Source organism: Virgibacillus salexigens, from assembly GCF_000723585.1.
GTDB classification, from domain to species: Bacteria; Bacillota; Bacilli; order Bacillales; family Amphibacillaceae; genus Virgibacillus; species Virgibacillus salexigens.
In genome coordinates, this window is sequence record NZ_CCDP010000001.1 from 1424036 (window position 1) to 1443873 (window position 19838).

A 19838-nucleotide genomic window follows, 5' to 3' on the forward strand; every position below is an offset into this window, starting at 1 on the left:
GTGGTAAATTAGTAGTTGATTGTTGGGGAGGAATAGAATTGAAAAATTATATACTAGCTTTAGATCAAGGAACAACAAGTTCTCGAGCGATCATTTTTAATCATGAAGGAGAAGTAGTAGAATCGGCTCAAAAGGAATTCCAACAGTATTTCCCGAAACCAGGATGGGTAGAACATGATGCCAATGAGATTTGGACATCCATGTTGGCATGTATTTCTGATGCGTTACGTAAAGCAGATATAGAGCCTTCGGATCTTGCGGCGATTGGTATCACTAACCAACGAGAAACAACCGTTGTATGGGATAGACATACTGGTAAGCCAATTTATCAGGCGATTGTTTGGCAATCAAGACAAACAAAAGATATCTGCGAACAATTGATTCATGATGGCTATAGCGATACATTTCGTGATAAAACAGGATTACTTATAGACCCATATTTTGCGGGTACAAAGGTAAAATGGATACTTGATCATGTGGAAGGTGCAAGAGAGAAAGCAGAAAACGGTGATCTTTTGTTTGGTACGATTGATACCTGGCTTGTCTATAAACTATCAGGAGGAAAGCAACATATTACGGATTATTCCAATGCTTCAAGAACATTAATGTATAATATTTATGATCTAAAATGGGATGAAGGATTATTAGAAATTCTTGGCATTCCTACATCTATGCTACCAGAAGTAAAACAATCATCAGAGGTATATGGCAATACAGTGGATTATCATTTCTTCGGTTATGAGGTTCCAATTGCTGGTATGGCAGGTGATCAACAAGCAGCCTTATTCGGCCAAGCTTGTTTTGATAAAGGAATGGCCAAAAACACTTATGGTACTGGTTGTTTCATGCTTATGAACACTGGAGAAAAAGGTATGAAGTCTGAAAACGGATTATTGACAACCATAGCATGGGGTGTAGATGGGAAAGTAGAATATGCATTAGAAGGAAGTATATTTGTTGCAGGTTCAGCAATCCAATGGCTGCGTGATGGCTTAGAACTTATTCATACATTTTCGGAAACTGAAAGCTTAGCGAATGCTGTCTCTTCAACAGAAGGAGTTTATCTTGTGCCTGCTTTCGTCGGTCTAGGCACACCCTATTGGGATAGTGATGTAAAAGGTTCACTATTCGGATTAACGAGAGGTACATCTAAAGAACATTTTGTTCGGGCTACGTTAGAGGCATTAGCTTACCAAACTAAAGACGTTGTTGATGTAATGGTACAAGAAGCAGGAATGCAGGTGAAGAAATTTAGAGTGGATGGTGGAGTAGTCCAAAATAATTTCCTTATGCAGTTTCAAAGTGATATGTTGAATGTTGATGTTGAACGTCCTGTTATTAATGAGACGACGGCTTTAGGTGCAGCTTATCTTGCTGGACTTGCGGTCGGCTTCTGGGAAAGCAAAGAGGAAATCGCGAATCAATGGAAGATTGATCGAACCTTTACTTCTACCATTTCAAAAGGAGAACGAGAAGAGTTGTACAATGGATGGAAGCAAGCGGTGAAAGCAGCGCAATCATTTAAATAAGCCTGTACAGACCAAAATACTTACCACTTTACCTTTCATAATTTATATGCTATACTTCTAATTAAGTTAATATGTGGACGGAGAAAAGGAGAAGCCGCAATCAACAAATATACCTTGTATATTTGTTTGTTTTGCGGCTTCTTTTTTGATTAATTGAATATTTTCCGTCTGCCCATACATGACTATCCATAAATTTGGGTATTTATATGTATAGACATTAGTGGAAATTGGGGAGTGATCATGTGAATAACTTTTCTAGTTATAAACGAACAGAACGATTAAAGGAAATGGAAAATACAAAACTGGACTTACTTGTCATTGGTGGAGGAATAACTGGTTCAGGAATCGCACTAGATGCCACAGTAAGAGGATTAAAAACAGGTCTTTTAGAAATGCAGGATTTTGCTGCTGGAACATCTAGTAGATCAACCAAGTTAGTACATGGAGGCCTTCGTTACTTAAAGCAATTTGAAGTGAAAATGGTAGCTGAAGTCGGAAAGGAAAGAGCGATTGTTTATGAAAATGGTCCCCATGTAACCACTCCAGAGTGGATGATGCTTCCATTCCACAAAGGTGGAACATTTGGGCCGTTTACAACAAATATTGGTCTTCGTGTTTATGATTTTCTTGCAGGGGTTAAAAAAAATGAACGGCGTAAAATGTTTAATCCTGAAGAAGCTTTAAATCGCGAACCACTGGTCAAAAGAGATAATTTAAAAGGCGCAGGCTATTATGTTGAATATAAAACAGATGATGCTCGTCTGACAATTGAAGTATTAAAGAAAGCTGTACAAAAGGGAGTACAAGCTGCTAATTATATGAAAGTCACTGATTTTATCTATAATGATAACAACAAGGTTGAAGGAGTTGTCGTTGAGGATCAAATCAATGGTGAAGAATATCGTATTTTTGCTAAAAAAATTATCAATGCTGGTGGTCCTTGGGTTGATGAGTTAAGAGAAAAAGATGGATCTAAAAAAGGAAAGGCACTTCATCTAACCAAAGGAATCCATTTGGTATTTCCGAAAGAAATCTTCCCGCTGCAACAAGCCGTTTACTTTGATACGCCGGATGGTCGGATGATCTTTGCTATTCCTAGAGAAAATATTACCTATGTAGGTACTACGGATACAAGCTATAAGGGAGACATTGCCAATCCAAAAATGACAGTTGAAGATCGTGATTATTTAATTAATGCAATCCATTATATGTTCCCTTCATTAAATATTACTGCTGACCATGTAGAATCAAGCTGGGCTGGCTTACGTCCGTTAATTGCTGAAGAAGGAACAGACAATCCTAGTGAGATCTCTAGAAAAGATGAAATTTTCGTATCTGATTCTGGCTTAATTTCAATGGCTGGTGGTAAGTTAACGGGGTATCGTAAGATGGCTGAACAAGCAGTAAATACGGTAACAAAACAGCTTCAAGAAGAAGAAGGTATTATGTATTCTAAATCGGATACGATACATCTACCTATATCTGGTGGAGAAGTTGGTGGATCGCAAGGGTTTAAAAAATTCATGGAAAGAAAGTCTGCTGAAGCAGTGGCAGAAGGTATAGATGAATCAACAGCGCGTAATTTAATTCAAAAATATGGCGCTAACTTTGAGACTGTTCTTGAGCTTTATCGTACAAAACAAGGAGAAGCCAAACAAGCAGATATCGATCCAGTAGTCTTTGCACAACTTCTATATGCTATTAAACACGAAGCGGCTTATAAACCAGTAGACTTCTTTATTCGACGTACAGGAGCATTATTCTTCGACATTGAATGGGTAAGATCACATAAAGATAATGTCATTGACTATATGGCTCAAACACTGAACTGGACGGATGACCAAAAAGAAGTATTTACAAAACAGTTGGACGACTTAATGTATGATGCCACACATCCGGTTGCTAACTAATATGCCTTTAAAGGAATACCTACGAAGACTTTCCAGACAACTTGAGGAATTCGCGTAGGTGTTCCTTTTTGCTTTTGAAAATGGTTCGATTTTACTACTATATAATTCCCCGCCTATTTATGATATACTTTGTTCGTATGTTTACAAACTAGGGGGATACACATGCAACAGGTTACAAGTAAATCAAGTGGAAAACAAAACAATGTTCTCCCTTTCATTCCTGAAGGTGATTTTTATTTCACAAAAGGTGTAGAAGCTTTTCAAAAAAGAAAATTCGACATAGCAATTAAATGGATGAAAAAAGCGATCGAACAAAAGCCAGCGGATCCATTATATAAATGCCAACTATCGATTATATATACAGAAATTGGTGCTTATCATGCTGCCAATCAATTATTAACGAAGGTATTACAATCATCTGAGTATGTAGATTGCTATTATTTAATGGCTAACAACTATGCGCATCTTGGTTTATTAAATGATGCTAAAAAATATGCCGATCTTTATTTGGAAAAACAGCCTGAAGGTGACTTTAAAGATGATACGCTTCGTTTATTAGATTTAATTGATATTGAAGATGATGAAGACGATTGGGAAATGGAAGATGAAGATGAATTGCTCATTTATCAAGAAACCGTCTTTTATCATATGGAGAATTTAGAATGGGATAAAGCGATCCCTTTGTTAGAAGAAATGATGTATTTATTTCCTGAACATAAAATCACCAAGCATGATTATACACAAGCTCTATTCTTTTCCGGTTATCAAGCTAAAGCAATTGAATTAGAAATAAATGAGCTTAAAGAAGACCCTACTTCTTTATACAGTCATACAAATTTAGCTTTGTTTTATTATACAATGGATAATCATAAAGAATATGATTTTCATATTCAGACATTACTAAATGTATATCCTATTCATGAACAGCAAAAATTACGGATTGCTGTTACGCTGTCAAGAACAAGACAACATGTCGAAGCTTATCGTCGGTTTGTGTTACTTGCAAAACCAAAAGTAGCTGGTCATCCATCCTACTTTAGATGGTATGCTTTATCAGCTTATTATATCGGTGAAACAGCCAAGGCTGAACTGATCTGGCAAGAAGGAACAAAGAAACATTCTAATTTAACCAATGAGTTAGCTCCTTGGGAAATGGATACTTGAGCATAATAATAGACGAATCCAGTTGATTTTAATAAGCTAAGTATGGCTGAATTATAATAGAAAAAGGGGCGATAGTGATGTCCGAAAACCAAATGTATGATGTTATTATTGCAGGGGCTGGCCCTGCTGGTATGACTGCCGCTGTGTATGCTTCTCGTGCAAACCTAAACACGCTAATGATTGAGCGAGGCATTCCCGGAGGTCAAATGGCAAATACCGAAGATGTGGAAAATTATCCAGGTTACGACCATATTTTAGGACCTGATTTATCAAATAAAATGTTCGAACATGCAAAAAAGTTTGGTGCAGAATATGCTTATGGTGATATTAAAGAAGTAATTGATCACGGTGAGTACAAAACAGTTGTTGCTGGTAAAAAAGAATATAACACCAGAGCACTAATTATAACAACTGGTGCACAATATAAAAAACTCGGCATCCCTGGAGAAGAAGAATTAGGTGGGCGTGGCGTTTCATATTGCGCTGTTTGTGATGGTGCCTTCTTTAAAGAGAAAAATCTTATTGTAATCGGCGGAGGAGACTCAGCTGTAGAAGAAGGGATTTATTTAACGCGCTTTGCAGATAAAGTAACTGTCGTGCATCGTCGTGATGCTTTACGTGCACAACGAATCCTTCAGGATCGAGCATTTGATAATGATAAAATTGATTTTATTTGGGATACAGTAGTTGAAGAAATTAACGAATCTGGCGGAAAAGTCGGAAGCGTAACTTTAAAGAACAATAAAACTGGGGAAAAATACGATCATGCAATCGATGGAGTATTTGTTTATATTGGCATGGTGCCATTAAGTGAACCATTTAAGTCTCTCGGAATAACAAATGATGAAGGCTACATTCCTACAAATGAGCATATGGAAACCAATATTTCTGGAATTTTTGCTGCTGGCGATATTCGTGATAAAACCTTACGTCAAATTGTGACTGCAACCGGAGATGGAAGTATTGCAGCAGAAGCTGCCATAAAATATGTAGAAGACCTTAACGAAGAATTAAAAACAGCGAACTCTTAATAACAAAATACCGTTTTTAAGAAAAATTTACCAATAGTAATTGGTTTTTAATGGCGTTGTAATATATTCGCAATAATTATGGGGTATAATAAGAAGTAACTAATTGACCCCCTTTTAATAGATAGATTAGTTTTTTGGCACAGGTGTTGTAACCTGTGCTCTTTTTTTTTGCTTGAAATAAGTTGTTGGTAAATAACTACAGGACAGGCTTATGGAAGTTTTTTGTCGGAACTAGTATAATTAAATTTGGAATGAACGAAATACCGTTTTTGTATTGAGGTGAATTGGAATGCAACGTGTGACCAATTGCATAGTAATAGATAATAACCATATATTAGTAATAAAAAAACCAAAACATGGCTGGTATGCTATTCCTGGGGGTAAAATGGAGCAGGGAGAAACAATCCGGGAATCGGTAATTCGAGAATATCAGGAAGAAACAGAGCTGTCTCTCCACCATCCAAGATTAGCTGGAGTCTTTACTTTCAGTATTTTGGAAGACACAACTTCTACACGTGAATGGATGATGTATACATTCGTGTGTGAGCATTATGAGGGGCAGCTAACGGACTTTTGTAGAGAAGGAGAACTTGAGTGGGTTGAAATAGACCGAATAAAATCTCTACCTATGGCTGAAGGTGACCGAATGATATATGAACATGTACTGCAACATGAAACGGTAGTAACTGGAGCTTTTTCTTATACAGAGGAAGATGAACTAATTAATTATCGGATAGATCCATTATAGGACGAGGTAAAGGGGAGTCACAGAATGAGAAGCGGAAAACTTGAAACAAAACTGGTAATCATTACGGGAATGTCCGGCGCAGGGAAAACGGTAGCTGTACAAAGTTTTGAAGACCTGGGGTATTATTGTGTGGATAACCTTCCTCCTACATTATTGCCTAAATTCATTGAACTAATGAAAGACTCTACAAATAATATTCAACAAGTTGCACTTGTAATGGATTTACGCGCTAGGGAATTTTTTGATACATTATCCGATGCATTAGATGTACTGGCCACAGAAGATTGGCTCGATGAACATATTCTTTTTTTGGATGCAAAAGACGAAAAGCTTGTTAGTAGATATAAGGAAACAAGGCGCTCACATCCATTAGCAGTTGGTGGCCTCCCGCTAAAAGGAATACGTCAAGAAAGAGAGATACTAGATGAACTTAGAGGAAGAGCTCAACGTATTATTGATACGACAAATCTGAAGCCAAAAGAACTTCGTGAAAAAATTGTTCAAAAATATGCAGAGGAAGAACAAGAAGTATTTTCTGTACACATGGTCTCTTTCGGATTCAAGTATGGATTGCCGATTGATGCTGATCTTGTATTTGATGTGCGTTTTCTGCCAAATCCCCACTATGTTGGAAATTTACAACCGTTAACGGGGCTTAACAGTGATGTATCTTCTTATGTATTTAAATGGACAGATACACAGAAATTTATTGCAAAGGTCCTCGACCTTCTTCAATTTATGCTTCCACAATATAAAAAAGAAGGCAAGTCACAACTGGTTGTGGCAATCGGCTGTACTGGAGGACAACATCGGTCTGTTGCTCTTGCAGAACACTTCTCTAAAGAGTTAGCTCCGAATTACATTACTCATGTTAGTCATCGTGATATTGACAAAAGAAAGGGACGTTAAATATGACTAAAGAAAACCTCCCACATGTCGTCGTTGTAGGGGGTGGTACAGGTATGCCTGTATTGCTTCGAGGATTAAAGGATCTTCCAATCCAACTGACTGCATTAGTGACAGTAGCTGATGATGGTGGAAGTACAGGAAGATTGCGTAATGAAATGGCTATCCCTGCACCTGGGGACATTCGTAATGTTATTGCTGCACTTTCCGACGCAGAACCGATGTTAATTGAATTATTTCAGCATCGGTTTGATGTTGGAAATGGATTATCAGGGCATTCGATGGGTAATTTACTATTAGCAGCGATGACATCTATCACTGGAAATTTTAATATGGGAATTCGGGAAATATCACGTGTATTAAATGTAAAAGGGAAGATATATCCGATATCTAATGATAATATGTCGCTACATGCCAGAATGACAGATGGTACCGTAGTCTCCGGAGAATCAAATATCCCTTTATCGAATAAAAAAATTGAACGTGTTTTTCTTAGTCCGCAGCCCGTACAACCCTTACCTAATGCTGTTCGAGCTTTAAAAAAAGCCGACCTTATTGTTATTGCACCTGGCAGTCTTTATACTAGCATTATGCCAACAATTATTATGCCGCAAATTGATGAAGCAATTCGTGAGACGTCAGGAAAGGTTGTTTATGTCTGTAATGTAATGACGCAAGCAGGTGAAACTACTGGATATACAGCAGCTGATCATGTTCAAGCTATTCGCGACCATATTGGGGATTCAAGTGTGGATGCGATTGTTGTTCACAATGAACCAATTGAACAAGCGGTTCGTGCTATTTACGCTGAAGAAAATGCAGCTCCGGTAATCTATGATACGGACCGGTTATTAGATATGGGATTACAAATTATTGAAGGGGATATCATTGATCCAACCAGATCAACATTACGACATGATAATACGAAAGTTTCATCTTTGTTATATTCCTTATTAAAAACAACAACTGATTTTTAAGTAGAGTCAATAAAGGGAGGGATTCGATGTCCTTCGCGTCGGAGATAAAAAAAGAACTAACCGCTATGGAAGTAGAGGATTGTTGTAAATATGCTGAGTTAGCTGCATTGATTCGAATGAATGGAGCGATCTCATTATCGAAACAAAATTATACATTAGATGTTCAAACAGAGAATGCAGCAATTGCGAGACGTATTTACACACTAATCAAAGCTGTTTATGATATGCCTGTGGAATTGCTTGTTCGAAAAAAGATGAAGCTTAAGAAAAATAATGTATATATTGTTCGTTTGAAAGAGCAAGTACGTTCGTTATTAGTTGACTTAAATATATTACAAGAAGCTTATGCTTTTAAGCGAACGATTTCTGAGAAGTTTATGGATAAATCCTGTTGTAAGAAGGCATATATGCGCGGAGCATTTCTTGCAGGTGGTTCAATTAATAATCCAGAAACGTCTTCATACCATCTCGAAATCTTTAATTTCTACCAAGAGCATAATGATTCTTTATGCCATCTTCTAAATGATTTTGAGCTTCATGCACGTAAGCATGAGCGGAAGAATGGATACATTGTTTATATAAAAGAAGCAGAGAAAATAACTGAATTTCTTGGACTTATTGGCGCGCATAATGCGTTATTTAAATTTGAAGATGTACGTATTGTGCGAGATATGCGTAATTCTGTTAACCGCATAGTAAACTGTGAAACAGCAAATTTAAACAAAACCATTGGTGCTGCATTCAGACAGATTGAAAATATTCAATTAATTGAACGGACAGTCGGTCTTGACCAATTGCCAGAAAAATTAAGAGAGATAGCGATACTCCGAGTGAAACATCAGGACGTTTCATTAAAGGAATTAGGAGAATTAGTCTCTAGCGGTAAAATTTCAAAATCTGGTGTTAACCATCGACTGAAGAAAATCGATGCATTTGCTGAAAAAATAAAAAGTGGAGAAGGTATACAGTAAATTTATTTTCTTTACTTCCTATTCATGCTATAATACGTGTAATCATTGAATGCAAGAATTTTCCAAACACACGATCTCGATTTATATAAAATCGTGGATTAGTAGGGAATACTTACTGATTCACGAGAATAATATAGATCGAAGATACATTATAATTTGTTAGCGCTTACAAAAAGGGGAGAGTGAGGTTTTGGTTGAGAAGATAATTAAAGTGGAATTACCATCAGGATTACAGGCGAGACCGGCAGCTGAATTTGTTCAGGAGGCAAACCGATATACGGCTCATATTTTTTTAGAGAAGAATGGAAAAAAGGTGAACGCGAAAAGTATTATGGGTTTAATGAGTTTAGCGGTTACTGCTGGTGAAGAAATAACGCTTATTGCTGATGGGATGGATGAAGAAACAGCGATGACCGAATTGGTTTCTTTTGTTTCGAAGAAGTAAAAAAATCCCCTTCAGTCCAAAGACTGAAAGGGATTTTTTTACTATTCTGGCTTACGTTCTAAAACTTTATCAATCAAGCCGTATTCTACGGATTTCTCAGCTGTCATAAAGTTATCGCGATCTGTATCACGTTCAATTACTTCAATTGGCTGTCCCGAGCGTTCAGAAAGAATTTGATTGATTTTTTCCCGCATCTGAATGATTCGGCGAGCATGGATTTCAATATCTGTTGCTTGACCTTGAGTACCACCTAAAGGCTGATGAATCATTACTTCACTATTAGGTAAAGCGAAACGTTTACCTTTTTCACCAGCTGTCAGTAAGAATGCTCCCATAGATGCAGCCATTCCGGTACAAATTGTAGATACGTCCGATTTAATAAATTGCATCGTATCATAAATTGCCATTCCAGCTGTAATCGATCCACCTGGTGAATTGATGTATAGGGAAATATCTTTTTCTGGATCTTCTGCTTCTAAGAATAGTAGTTGTGCTACAATTGAGTTAGCAACATTGTCATCAATTGCACTACCAAGCATAATGATACGATCTTTTAATAACCGTGAATAAATGTCATAGGCGCGCTCTCCGCGGTTTGTTTGTTCAATAACTGTAGGAATTAAATTCATGAAAAATCCTCCTTATCTATTCAAGTATCCATATGATCGGATATACTTATCATAACTAATAGGTCAAAAAAGGTCAAACGAAAACTTTCAATGATAGCAAAGGAAAATACACATACATTCATTCCCATCTGAATAAAAAATAAACCTATCTTAGAGAAAAAATACTTGTGTAACAGCTGAGTTGACGTTATAATATTCTATGTGTCTCATTTACATAATAGTACATGCGCCCGTAGCTCAGGGGATAGAGCAACGGTTTCCGGTACCGTGAGTCGGGGGTTCGAATCCCTCCGGGCGCGTTAAACGTTATTATAACACGGTTTATAGCCGTTGATTCAACCGGAAAGCTTGTCGGAAGGCGCACGGTCTCCGATCGGATAAATTCGAATACTTTAAGACGGTTAAACGTCTCTTTTCGTTACTTATTACGTAATGGAAAGGGGCGTTTTTTACGTTGGGCGAACGAAAAGGAAAGCCTATTATACGGCGCCGTACACGTACAAATTTAGAAAACAACCGATCAACCAGCGAAATATTTTCCGATCAATCAATGAACTTACCGTTAAATGATGCATTTGAGTATTTCGTTGCCTTTAAAAAGACAGAGGGAGTTAGAAAACGCACTGTTAGTGATTATTACGATTTATACGGTTATTTTTCGGAGTGGTTATGTAATGAGCATCCGGAAATTGTTACTGCTAATGATTGTACGCCAGGATTAATTCGAGAGTATGTTATTTACCTATCCGAGGAAAAGAGAAACGAAAAAACGGGTGGTATAGGATTATCGCCTTATACGGTAAATATTCGACTGCGATTTCTTAAAGTATTTTTTAGCGTGCTTCAAAGTGAAAATATATCGAATAATAATCCTGCGTTAAATATTAAATTAATGAAAGTGGATGAGGATACATTTACGCCTTTAAGCGACGATGAGATCAATAAACTACTTAAAGCGCCCGACGTAAGGGAATACGCACAGTTTAGAGACTTAGTGTCTATGTTCGTTATGTTAGATTGCGGAATTAGATCAAAAGAAATGTTTAACCTTGAAATTCAAGATGTGGATTTTAAGCAACGTGCGATACTTTTGCCGGCTTCGAAAAGTAAAAACAGAAAGCCACGAATACTTCCCTTATCTAATCAAGTATTACGGTTACTTATGGAGTTAATTTCGGAAGTAAAGACCAATTTCGATACGAGTTATGTATTTGTCTCAAATTTCGGAGAGAGGTATCAAGAGAATAGTTTTCGACGTAGGCTCTTTATTTATAAGAATCGAGCTAATATCGATAAGCGAGTAACTCCACACATGCTAAGACACCAGTTTTGTCGTAATTATATTTTAAATGGTGGAGATATATTTACACTTCAAAGGATCGCCGGTCATGCAGAAATATCTACTACTAGAAAATATATACAAATGACGGACGATGACTTAAAGAAACAACATGCGCAGTTTAGTCCGATTTCTCGACTAAGAAATAAATACAAAAATTAAACAAAAAAATAAGGCGCTATACCGAAAGTAAAGACTTGCTTCACAATCGATATAACTCCTATGCCTACGGTAATTATATCGAAAAAAGTGGATATTCGCAAGGTTTATTTGTTGTACGCTTATAACCGAACGTACATTCGTGTTAATGCGCCTCTATCGGAGGTTAGAAACGACAATGCACTATTTATCCGACTATTCAACGTTTGATAATACGCAAGAACTTAATTACCACGTCAAGCAACACGAGCAATATAACACGGACCAACTAACCGCAACTATGCGAACGGTACTTCGTTTCATTGCGAGGTACAGTGTCAAGTACGCAGGTGCAGCGCATTTAAAGGTTGCGACAATCGCGGAATCTATCGACAAGTCAGATCGTACTGTACGCCGTGTATTAAAGTGCCTTGAAACGCTCGGTATAATTAAACGGATAGGCATGATACGCCCGAAAAGTGGCGGAGTTGGTGCGAATATTATTCAATTATTGCCATTCGTGTCAGATCGTTTGTCAGAGCGTGAAGTCGACGATAAGACAAGCGAGCAAAGGGAAAGCCGTATTAAATCCGGAAATGAACCTTGCAATAAGCGTTATTTAAAAGATTACGTACTAGAGACCATGGAAGCCGCGGGAGCACGCAACAACATTCCGAAATCACTCTACGAAATATTATCACCATTCTTTTATGGCGCAGAACTTCGCAAATACGTCGGCATTGTCTTTCGTGCAAAGTCGGCTAAAACACGCTTAGAAACGCACACAGCCGCATTTACCGCATGTTTAATCGATTGTATTCGCCGGTACAAACTCGGGGAAATTCGCAACCTAGACGGCTATATTTACGCAAGTATACGCAAGTTGAGTCGCAAACTATTCCTCGAGGAGGTGAACCCATTATGCGGTTAAAATATATCATAGGCTGCTGGATATTCCGAAAACATCGCTATTCATTTTATGACGGACGTTGCATCGTTTGTAAGCGTAAAAATAATGGGTAATGTCGTACGATCCCAAGTTGGTAAAAATTATCGAAATAGGTTAGTCGGAAATGGTGAATGTATAACGATTAGTACCTGGTAAAATAGCGGACACTAATATAAGAAGAAACTCGGAATTACCGATTCGCATTCGGTTACATATTTGCGATTATTGGCTTCCGAATATTTCCGATTTAACGGCGATTTTAACTTGGGATTTCATGCGAAATTTTACGGCATTTTATCGGTAGTAGTCGGTAATTATAGAACATCGGATATTAGCGTAAATTTCGGCAACAGTCCGATTATATATTTCCGCGTTCACATAATAGAAGAAAGTCGGAGAATGTCCGTTATTATTGCCGGACTATATCGGACTATTTCGCGGATATTTTATGTTCGATTATGTTCGTTTTATCGGGCGTCACCGCCTGACGCGTGACCCTCCGATCGCTTTGAATTGTCGGGCACCCGTTCACCAGACGAAGGGGTCGAAAATCCGCATAAAAAAAAGGAAGCCGTTAAGCCTCCGTTGTTTTACGCTTTTTCAATTCCTTGTATAGTAGCGCTTTGCTAACGCCTGTTTCCTCGGTTATTTGCGGTACTGTATACGCCTTGCTATCGTACAATGCGAGTGCCTTCCGTACCTTCGCTGGATTGGCTTTAGGTCTACCGCCTTTACGACCTCTAGCGCGAGCAGCTTCGAGTCCTGCCGATGTACGTTCGCGTATCATATCGCGTTCTAATTCAGCCATAACACCGATCATGCCGAACATAGCCTTGCCGATTGCGGTACGTGTGTCGAGTTGTTCCGTTAGGCTTACGAGTTCAACATCGTCCGTTTTCAACCGATCGGCTATCCCGATTAGCTGCTTCGTACTTCTCGCAAGGCGATCGAGTTTATACACGATTAATGTATCGCCAGGTCGTAGCATTTCCAGTGTCCGTTGTAGCTCGACTCTGTCCCATTTTCCGCCAGATTCTTTCTCGGAGTATATCCGTTCGGCACCGGCTTTTTTTAGCGCATCTTCCTGCAACTCTAACGACTGATCTTTCGTACTAACTCGAGCATATCCGACTTTCATACACAATTACCTCCGTCTATTTTCCGTTCATTCCTATAATTATAGTACATAAAACGTATGGTAAAGTCAACTGTGATTTATGAACGATTTTATAGACTGTTTATCTGTAAATATACGGTGAAATAGGAGCGGAAACTAATCGTCTATTTATCTTTCGTTTTATAGACTACGATATTAGAATGCTTTAGTCAGAAGTATACGGAGGATGTTAGCGCAAATGTTATTTAGCAAATTAATTATAATAATTAAGATTATCTTCGTACTAGTCCGTGAGTAATGTGTACGAGGAAAGAAGGAGATGAAAGCGGATAACAAGCGAGCAAATTGGAAATCGGAATTACATACGTTAAATATAGCTAAATATATTCGCAACAAAACGATCGCATGTATAAAAATTTAATCGGGGCCGGGGTGGTCCGTAGTTAGAGATCGTTGTCAGCTAGAGTTTTGATACGGGATATAAAATAACGCTTTGGCCGTATTTACATAATATTGGAAATAGTGTAAGCTATATGAATAAAAAGGAGGTCTATTTTACTATGAAAAAATATCTAATTTTATTTATTGGTATCGTATTTCTAGTTACCTTGTCCGCTTGTAATAACGCTGGTGCTTCGGAGGATTTAACAACGGATGATGTCGTATCCGCCTTTAAGGATGCCGGACTAGAGGCGGAGGAACCGAAAGAAATGACAAAGGATGACTACGGAATCGCACCGATGAAAGCAGACGAGGGTGTACGTTTCCTTATTCCATCGCTTGGAGAAGATTCGGGAGGGCGCATATTTACATACGAGAATGAATCGGATTTAGACGAAATGAAAGAGTACTACGACACTTTAGGCGAAGAAACTGCGATGCTCTTCTCTTGGACGATTAAGCACGAAAATGTTCTCGTACAAATTAACGGCGATTTAGAAGAAAGCAAGTATAACGAGTATAAATCTGCGTTAGAGAATATCGGAAAATAAGGCGCCGTAATTGGCGCTTTTTTGTTTACGTCGAAAATACGGCGTAAAGGAAATAAGAAAGCCGCTAGCTTAAGACTAACGACTTTCGTTTATGAAATCTATGTTATTTTTTATTTATAGTAATCGTTATGTTTAATTTTCTCGAGATGTGAAGAAAGATTAAGATAGCATAAAATATCTCCATAATTACCTCCGAAAAGTAAATTAGAGATACAACCGGTTGCCTCTGAAATGATTATAACCCATGAATTGTCGATTTGCTAAGTTCATTACATGGTGTTATATCCTCAAAATTTAAAAAACACTGGTATATCAACGTTTTAATGGGCTGAAATTTTTAAAAAAAAATTTAAACACCATTATTTATCCACATTATCCAATGAAATAATCTCTCGAATATCCTCAATATTAAACATTTCTGCAATTCTAGCGATAGTATCCGTATTTACTCTCTTGATATCTTTTTTACACATATCGTTAACAGTTGACGGACTTAAATTTAAACGTTTGGCCAATTCGTTTTGACTGACTCCTTCCCTCTTTAAAATTTCCTGCAAATGTATCCGTACTTTCATATAAAGCACGCTCCTTTATCGATATTTTATGATGTAATTATACACTTATTCGGTTAAACCGTAAATTTATCTTTGACATTCGATTAAACCGAATATATACTTAGGTTAATCATTCGGATAAACCGAATAAATTAATAAAAAGGGAGAGGTTAACATGCAAGCAACTCATTTCAATCACGAAAGCAATAATAATATCACTTGGATCGACGGAGGGGAACCCGCACAACTCGCGCCAAACTATTCGGAGGTAATGGCGAAGCACAACCGACTACAATCGGATGCACGTCACGACTTACCCGAGGAACACCCGCAAAAAGAGGCGTTATATGCGGAGCAATCAGCGAACTATGACGAGATAGTAAGGGCGTATCTGTATACGCACGTATCACCCGGACAACTGCCGGCTTGGATCGAGGATTTATTGCTCGGCTGTGATTTCAATGCCACGGAATGGGCTGTAATGCTCGAGGAGGTGCGAAAACTTGCGGAAGGTTCTAGATAAAACCTGGACGTTTAAATTAGACGGATGGGACGCAGTATACCTCGTTATGTTCGGTATAGTATTAGCGTTTTTGTATTACGGATTAACTCGTTGATCGTTATTGGAAAACATTACCGGTTAAAATAGGACGAATATTTACGATATTAGAATTGTGCGAGCGAATACGGGAATTACGGCAGCGGCAACTGGCGTGATTCGACCGTATATCCCTTGCGCACCGAAGTACGCGGATAACTGTAGGTAAGGACGGGGAAAGACGGAGCAATTTCGGCAAAAGTTGTTTCGTCTTTTTTGTGATGAATTGCTTACTGAATCGTCTTATATAGTGGGAAATATTTTTTGGTGGAGATGTGCGCAGAATAGATTTAGATACGTATTTACAAGTAAGGGCAATAAAAATTTTATGAAAAATTGCGCGGGTTGTCTTAGTGATGCGTATTACATACTGAGGGCAAAAAAGTTGAAGAAATTTTCGATTCTGTGCGCTAAAGGCGTTCTCATGCATCTTTATATATATATAAGGTATTTTAAATCAGCGTAAAGGAGAGTGATCCAATGAAGCATCGAAAAGTGATTTTAAGTTTAAGAGTTGCTGACGCACTTATAAAACAAGGGTTTCAGGTAATTGAAATAAGACCATCAACGAAAGTACGAGGGAACGCTGCGTTTATATTTGAGTTAACTCCGGGATTCTCTAAGGCACTAGAAAATATCCATCAAAAACTATAATTAAAAGGAGCCGATATGACTATGACACAACAATTATTATTGCCAAGCACAAAAGAAGTATTTAACAAATCGGAAAAAAGTAAGGAGAGTTTCTTCGTAAAGATGCCCGCAGATATTATGCATTATGTACATGTTCCGAATTATAAGCCGGAATACAACTACTTATACGCTATCATCGTTGATTACTATAACGTCGATTATGGGTACGCATATCCTACCGAGTGGCAAATTTCGCGACGATATGGAAAAGGTATCCAAACGGTTCGTACGCATTTACGTGCGTTAGAGAGTTTCGGATTAATCAAGATAAGTAAACCGAAAGGGAATAAAATTTACGTTCCATATAAGCCGCTAAGTAAACGTGAATTGTTCGAGAAATGTCCAGAAGCGCAGAAAAAATTTACCGATAATAAACAAGCTGAGGATGCCGAAAGAAGGCGTGGTGGTAGGATATAAAGGAAGTACCGGTAAAATAGAAAAAATCTAACGGTAAAACAATTAATTAACCACCGGTAACTAATTACCGTATAACTAGATTTATTTAACTAGATTTATTAGCAAGATTTATACTAATAGCGATTAAAGATCAAAACACTGTAAATCCATTCTATCGAATGTCTTTACTATCAAGTAATGGAATACTTATTCGCTTACGCTCATTGTATTCCGGAAGTCCTTTCTGACGAAAGTCCTTCCTATTAAGTATTAGGCGGACATAGGTATTTGTCGGAGGTATTAAAAGATTAAAAGAATACTTTCAAAATTAATAATAAAAGTTTTCAAAATTAGCCGACTCCAGGCTCCTAACTATAAACCAGCAAAGGAGACGATTAAATGAGCTTAAAAGAAATAAAAAAACTCAAAGCCCGCCATGCCGTAGAATACAGCACAGACTTTCCGAAACGCACATATACCGGCTTAGAACGATTTGCCAACGTTGCTGACGTTACCTTAAAGAGAGCGCCGTTAAATACGTTAGAGGGCGTAGCTAATACACTTATCTTGAACGCACAACACACCGAGCAGGAACGAATCAAGGCGAATCCTCCGGTCTATGATCGAGCATACGTGGAACGAGCAGATTATTCGATTATGTCTTTGTATAGCGATTATAAGGACGAAATAGAAGATGACCGTGCAACATGGGCGGATTATCAAGAAGAGCGGAAGAAGTGGCGGAAGTGTGCGCATAAGTTTTGCCTTAATATGTATCCGATAGATAGCGCTAACTTTAAAGGAAAGCGAGTTAAACGTAGTGATAGTCGATTTTGCTGTGAAAAGTGTAAGGACGCACACCACGACGCAATAAAACGTTATAAAGAAACCGGATCGTATCTTCCGAGGTGGTATTATATGCCTGCGTTAGATGATACGGTAGGTGATCGTACACGTAGACGGGATATGCCAACAGAAACGGACTCGCTCGAGAAAGAAATAAATAAGAATCGACCGATTAGATATGCGCCATTAAAACGAGAAAAGCCGCCTGTATATCCTGTTACGACGTACTATTTATCGGAATTAACGAGCGAAGAAATAAAGTCGAAAAAACTAGAAAAATATATTAATAAAATGCCGAATATCCGTGGGGGAAATCCCTATAATAGTAGACGGGTTAGGACGCCAGCCGGCAGCGTCTTAGCCGATAATTTTTGTACAATATGGCATAAAAAGGAGGGAATGTAATGGAAAAAGAAACATTTAAGGCAATAAGACTATATTTGGGTATGAGTCAACTAAAATACAGTGAGTATTTAGGCGTTGCTCAGTCAACAGTATCTAAAATCGAGGCCGGTAATCGTGGTGTATCGGATGTAATTAGAGCTAAGATTGCAATGAAATTTGAACCTACGGAAGAATTTATGGATTACCTAGAAAGAAGCAAAAAACTAGCAATCTAATTTTTTTACTTTTGATTATTTATTGAGGATATTATGATCCAATATAATTATATGTCAATAGGTCCGGGATGTCAATAATTAATTTTTTTGGGAGGAGTAACGAAATGACAAGCGAGAATCCAAACTGGCTCAATGAACGCGCCGAACTCGAGCGTAATCTTATTGACGCCAAGCAAACGGTAATGAAGTATGAGGGCGCATTGTCTCCATACGAACGTACAGTATCAGATTCGGAGTACCGACAAGCCAGAAGTGACGTGATGTCTTATTACACGCAAATTCAAAACGGTGACCACGAATCGGGCAAGCCTAGCGATCCATACGGAGGTATGACGGTTAGCCAACTTAAAGAGTTATATACAGAGAAATCCGAAGCCTACGAAGGCGGCGCAGGTTCCGGAAGACAAGCTGCGGAACTAATGCGAATAGATACGTTAATTCAACAAGCAAATAATACTAAGGGGGACGAATAATATGGGATTTTTAGACAAAGCGAAGAAGTTTTTACAGAAAAAAGGAGAACGAAAGCAGGCGTTTTTAGACCGCGAACATGAGCTAAAAACGAACATAACCGACCTTGATGCTAAAAAGTCGGAAATAATTGCGAACTACGATCCATTGAAGCCGTTCGACCCTAAAAAGATAGACGAACTCGACGCACAGATCGAAGCTGCGGAAAAGGAAATCTTCGTACTTAATCAGACGAAAAAGGACACACCGGATTACGACTTTGATGAGGTATCATCGCATATTGAAACAGTAAAGGACGAAGCTTCCAAAGTAATCGATGGTAAAAAGGCAGAAGAGGAAAAAGCGCGCGAGGCGATCGCAGAGGCAAAGAAAGTGTACCTCGATAGTTTGGTCGCACATTACCGATTGAAAAATGAGATTAACGAGGTTGTCTCGGAGGCAAATGATACGTTGTCGGAATTGACGCAACCAATAGGACGTGAAGCTGATAAACTACGCAGAAAAGCGCAGGAAGTAGACCTTGAATTATATCGGTTAGCACCGGACGGCTCCGTATCTATGGGCGGAGGACGCAGCGATCAATGGAAGATCGACGAATTAGAGGAGCAAAAGGCGGATTTATGGGCGCGGATACACAAACTCGAAGGCTATAAAGCTAATATTGGCGGACATATTCCGGAGTTAAGTTCACATAGAAACGGAGATTACAAGCAAATTTACTTTATCGCAGATGACGAACAAAAAGACGCAGCAACAAAAGGGATTCTTAAATAAAAATTTAACTGAGGCGCACAAAGCGTCTTTTTTTATTGGGG

The 19838-nt window shown here is 38.2% G+C and carries 22 protein-coding genes and 1 tRNA gene; 20 read left to right on the plus strand and 3 right to left on the minus strand.

Annotated features, from left to right (window positions below):
- Nucleotides 1–38 precede the first annotated feature (38 nt).
- From glpK to BN990_RS06410, 9 genes are all read left to right on the plus strand, one after another.
- Nucleotides 39–1529: a glycerol kinase GlpK gene (gene glpK, locus BN990_RS06370; RefSeq protein WP_038242984.1), complete on the plus strand. Its 1491-nt coding sequence runs from the start codon at nucleotides 39–41 to the stop codon at nucleotides 1527–1529.
- Between the two features lie 242 nt (nucleotides 1530–1771).
- Nucleotides 1772–3439 carry a glycerol-3-phosphate dehydrogenase/oxidase gene (locus BN990_RS06375; RefSeq protein ID WP_021289061.1) on the plus strand — a complete coding sequence of 556 codons (1668 nt, stop codon included), beginning with the start codon at nucleotides 1772–1774 and terminating at the stop codon, nucleotides 3437–3439.
- Nucleotides 3440–3601: 162 nt separating this feature from the next.
- Entirely contained in the window at nucleotides 3602–4603 is a 1002-nt protein-coding gene (locus BN990_RS06380) for a tetratricopeptide repeat protein (RefSeq protein ID WP_021289060.1), read from the plus strand.
- A gap of 77 nt (nucleotides 4604–4680) precedes the next feature.
- Nucleotides 4681–5634 (plus strand): thioredoxin-disulfide reductase, encoded by a 954-nt coding sequence (trxB, locus tag BN990_RS06385; protein WP_021289059.1) that lies wholly within the window; start codon nucleotides 4681–4683, stop codon nucleotides 5632–5634.
- 289 nt (nucleotides 5635–5923) lie between these two features.
- Nucleotides 5924–6382 carry an NUDIX domain-containing protein gene (locus BN990_RS06390; protein WP_021289058.1) on the plus strand — a complete coding sequence of 153 codons (459 nt, stop codon included), beginning with the start codon at nucleotides 5924–5926 and terminating at the stop codon, nucleotides 6380–6382.
- Nucleotides 6383–6406: 24 nt separating this feature from the next.
- Complete coding sequence (gene rapZ / locus BN990_RS06395) at nucleotides 6407–7291, plus strand: RNase adapter RapZ (RefSeq protein WP_021289057.1); 885 nt, start codon at nucleotides 6407–6409, stop codon at nucleotides 7289–7291.
- Nucleotides 7292–7293: 2 nt separating this feature from the next.
- Nucleotides 7294–8265, plus strand: coding sequence for a gluconeogenesis factor YvcK family protein (locus BN990_RS06400; RefSeq protein ID WP_021289056.1), 972 nt, complete (start codon nucleotides 7294–7296; stop codon nucleotides 8263–8265).
- A 26-nt stretch (nucleotides 8266–8291) separates the two neighbouring features.
- The gene (gene whiA, locus BN990_RS06405) at nucleotides 8292–9236 is read left to right on the plus strand and encodes a DNA-binding protein WhiA (protein WP_021289055.1); all 945 of its coding nucleotides are present in this window, start codon (nucleotides 8292–8294) and stop codon (nucleotides 9234–9236) included.
- 190 nt (nucleotides 9237–9426) lie between these two features.
- Nucleotides 9427–9681, plus strand: coding sequence for an HPr family phosphocarrier protein (locus BN990_RS06410; protein ID WP_021289054.1), 255 nt, complete (start codon nucleotides 9427–9429; stop codon nucleotides 9679–9681).
- Nucleotides 9682–9722: 41 nt separating this feature from the next.
- Here the strand turns inward: BN990_RS06410 and clpP are convergent, their stop codons facing one another.
- Nucleotides 9723–10310, minus strand: coding sequence for an ATP-dependent Clp endopeptidase proteolytic subunit ClpP (gene clpP / locus BN990_RS06415; RefSeq protein WP_021289053.1), 588 nt, complete (start codon nucleotides 10308–10310; stop codon nucleotides 9723–9725).
- A gap of 226 nt (nucleotides 10311–10536) precedes the next feature.
- On the opposite strand from clpP, the gene BN990_RS06420 reads away from it, so the two are divergent.
- From BN990_RS06420 to BN990_RS06430, 3 genes are all read left to right on the plus strand, one after another.
- Nucleotides 10537–10609, plus strand: a tRNA-Arg gene (locus BN990_RS06420).
- A 155-nt stretch (nucleotides 10610–10764) separates the two neighbouring features.
- Nucleotides 10765–11811 (plus strand): tyrosine-type recombinase/integrase, encoded by a 1047-nt coding sequence (locus BN990_RS06425; protein WP_051739037.1) that lies wholly within the window; start codon nucleotides 10765–10767, stop codon nucleotides 11809–11811.
- Between the two features lie 175 nt (nucleotides 11812–11986).
- Complete coding sequence (locus BN990_RS06430) at nucleotides 11987–12718, plus strand: helix-turn-helix domain-containing protein (RefSeq protein ID WP_051739038.1); 732 nt, start codon at nucleotides 11987–11989, stop codon at nucleotides 12716–12718.
- Nucleotides 12719–13310: 592 nt separating this feature from the next.
- On the opposite strand, the gene BN990_RS06435 is transcribed toward BN990_RS06430, so the two are convergent.
- A complete protein-coding gene (locus BN990_RS06435) occupies nucleotides 13311–13874 on the minus strand; it encodes a recombinase family protein (RefSeq protein ID WP_038242986.1) in 564 nt (187 codons plus the stop codon).
- A 539-nt stretch (nucleotides 13875–14413) separates the two neighbouring features.
- Here BN990_RS06435 and BN990_RS06440 point away from each other — a divergent pair.
- Nucleotides 14414–14845, plus strand: a complete 432-nt coding sequence (locus tag BN990_RS06440; protein WP_038242987.1) for a hypothetical protein — start codon at nucleotides 14414–14416, stop codon at nucleotides 14843–14845.
- Nucleotides 14846–15204: 359 nt separating this feature from the next.
- On the opposite strand, the gene BN990_RS06445 is transcribed toward BN990_RS06440, so the two are convergent.
- Nucleotides 15205–15420: a helix-turn-helix domain-containing protein gene (locus tag BN990_RS06445; protein ID WP_038242988.1), complete on the minus strand. Its 216-nt coding sequence runs from the start codon at nucleotides 15418–15420 to the stop codon at nucleotides 15205–15207.
- Nucleotides 15421–15574: 154 nt separating this feature from the next.
- On the opposite strand from BN990_RS06445, the gene BN990_RS06450 reads away from it, so the two are divergent.
- The 7 genes from BN990_RS06450 to BN990_RS06475 all read left to right on the plus strand — a co-directional run bounded on the left by BN990_RS06450 (nucleotide 15575) and on the right by BN990_RS06475 (nucleotide 19797).
- On the plus strand, nucleotides 15575–15922 hold the full coding sequence (locus tag BN990_RS06450) for a hypothetical protein (RefSeq protein WP_038242989.1): 348 nt from the start codon (nucleotides 15575–15577) through the stop codon (nucleotides 15920–15922).
- 555 nt (nucleotides 15923–16477) lie between these two features.
- Nucleotides 16478–16651, plus strand: coding sequence for a hypothetical protein (locus BN990_RS22505; RefSeq protein ID WP_158295223.1), 174 nt, complete (start codon nucleotides 16478–16480; stop codon nucleotides 16649–16651).
- Between the two features lie 21 nt (nucleotides 16652–16672).
- Nucleotides 16673–17107, plus strand: coding sequence for a helix-turn-helix domain-containing protein (locus BN990_RS06455; RefSeq protein ID WP_038242990.1), 435 nt, complete (start codon nucleotides 16673–16675; stop codon nucleotides 17105–17107).
- Nucleotides 17108–17485: 378 nt separating this feature from the next.
- A complete protein-coding gene (locus BN990_RS06460) occupies nucleotides 17486–18337 on the plus strand; it encodes a hypothetical protein (protein ID WP_051739039.1) in 852 nt (283 codons plus the stop codon).
- A complete protein-coding gene (locus BN990_RS06465; protein WP_038242998.1) occupies nucleotides 18337–18552 on the plus strand; it encodes a helix-turn-helix domain-containing protein in 216 nt (71 codons plus the stop codon). The genes BN990_RS06460 and BN990_RS06465 overlap by 1 nt, the downstream gene beginning before the upstream one ends.
- Nucleotides 18553–18734: 182 nt before the next feature.
- Nucleotides 18735–19025, plus strand: a complete 291-nt coding sequence (locus BN990_RS06470; protein WP_238323671.1) for a hypothetical protein — start codon at nucleotides 18735–18737, stop codon at nucleotides 19023–19025.
- Between the two features lies 1 nt (nucleotide 19026).
- Nucleotides 19027–19797, plus strand: coding sequence for a hypothetical protein (locus tag BN990_RS06475; RefSeq protein WP_038243000.1), 771 nt, complete (start codon nucleotides 19027–19029; stop codon nucleotides 19795–19797).
- Nucleotides 19798–19838 lie beyond the last annotated feature (41 nt).

Coding starts and splice junctions, on each gene's coding strand:
- BN990_RS06380 (WP_021289060.1), top strand. CDS start 3,602: ATGCAACAGGTTACAAGTAAATCAAGTGGAAAACAAAACAATGTTCTC.
- trxB (WP_021289059.1), top strand. CDS start 4,681: ATGTCCGAAAACCAAATGTATGATGTTATTATTGCAGGGGCTGGCCCT.
- BN990_RS06390 (WP_021289058.1), top strand. CDS start 5,924: ATGCAACGTGTGACCAATTGCATAGTAATAGATAATAACCATATATTA.
- rapZ (WP_021289057.1), top strand. CDS start 6,407: ATGAGAAGCGGAAAACTTGAAACAAAACTGGTAATCATTACGGGAATG.
- BN990_RS06400 (WP_021289056.1), top strand. CDS start 7,294: ATGACTAAAGAAAACCTCCCACATGTCGTCGTTGTAGGGGGTGGTACA.
- whiA (WP_021289055.1), top strand. CDS start 8,292: ATGTCCTTCGCGTCGGAGATAAAAAAAGAACTAACCGCTATGGAAGTA.
- clpP (WP_021289053.1), bottom strand. CDS start 10,310: ATGAATTTAATTCCTACAGTTATTGAACAAACAAACCGCGGAGAGCGC.
- BN990_RS06430 (WP_051739038.1), top strand. CDS start 11,987: ATGCACTATTTATCCGACTATTCAACGTTTGATAATACGCAAGAACTT.
- BN990_RS06435 (WP_038242986.1), bottom strand. CDS start 13,874: ATGAAAGTCGGATATGCTCGAGTTAGTACGAAAGATCAGTCGTTAGAG.
- BN990_RS06440 (WP_038242987.1), top strand. CDS start 14,414: ATGAAAAAATATCTAATTTTATTTATTGGTATCGTATTTCTAGTTACC.
- BN990_RS06445 (WP_038242988.1), bottom strand. CDS start 15,420: ATGAAAGTACGGATACATTTGCAGGAAATTTTAAAGAGGGAAGGAGTC.
- BN990_RS06450 (WP_038242989.1), top strand. CDS start 15,575: ATGCAAGCAACTCATTTCAATCACGAAAGCAATAATAATATCACTTGG.
- BN990_RS22505 (WP_158295223.1), top strand. CDS start 16,478: ATGAAGCATCGAAAAGTGATTTTAAGTTTAAGAGTTGCTGACGCACTT.
- BN990_RS06455 (WP_038242990.1), top strand. CDS start 16,673: ATGACACAACAATTATTATTGCCAAGCACAAAAGAAGTATTTAACAAA.
- BN990_RS06460 (WP_051739039.1), top strand. CDS start 17,486: ATGAGCTTAAAAGAAATAAAAAAACTCAAAGCCCGCCATGCCGTAGAA.
- BN990_RS06465 (WP_038242998.1), top strand. CDS start 18,337: ATGGAAAAAGAAACATTTAAGGCAATAAGACTATATTTGGGTATGAGT.
- BN990_RS06470 (WP_238323671.1), top strand. CDS start 18,735: ATGAAGTATGAGGGCGCATTGTCTCCATACGAACGTACAGTATCAGAT.
- BN990_RS06475 (WP_038243000.1), top strand. CDS start 19,027: ATGGGATTTTTAGACAAAGCGAAGAAGTTTTTACAGAAAAAAGGAGAA.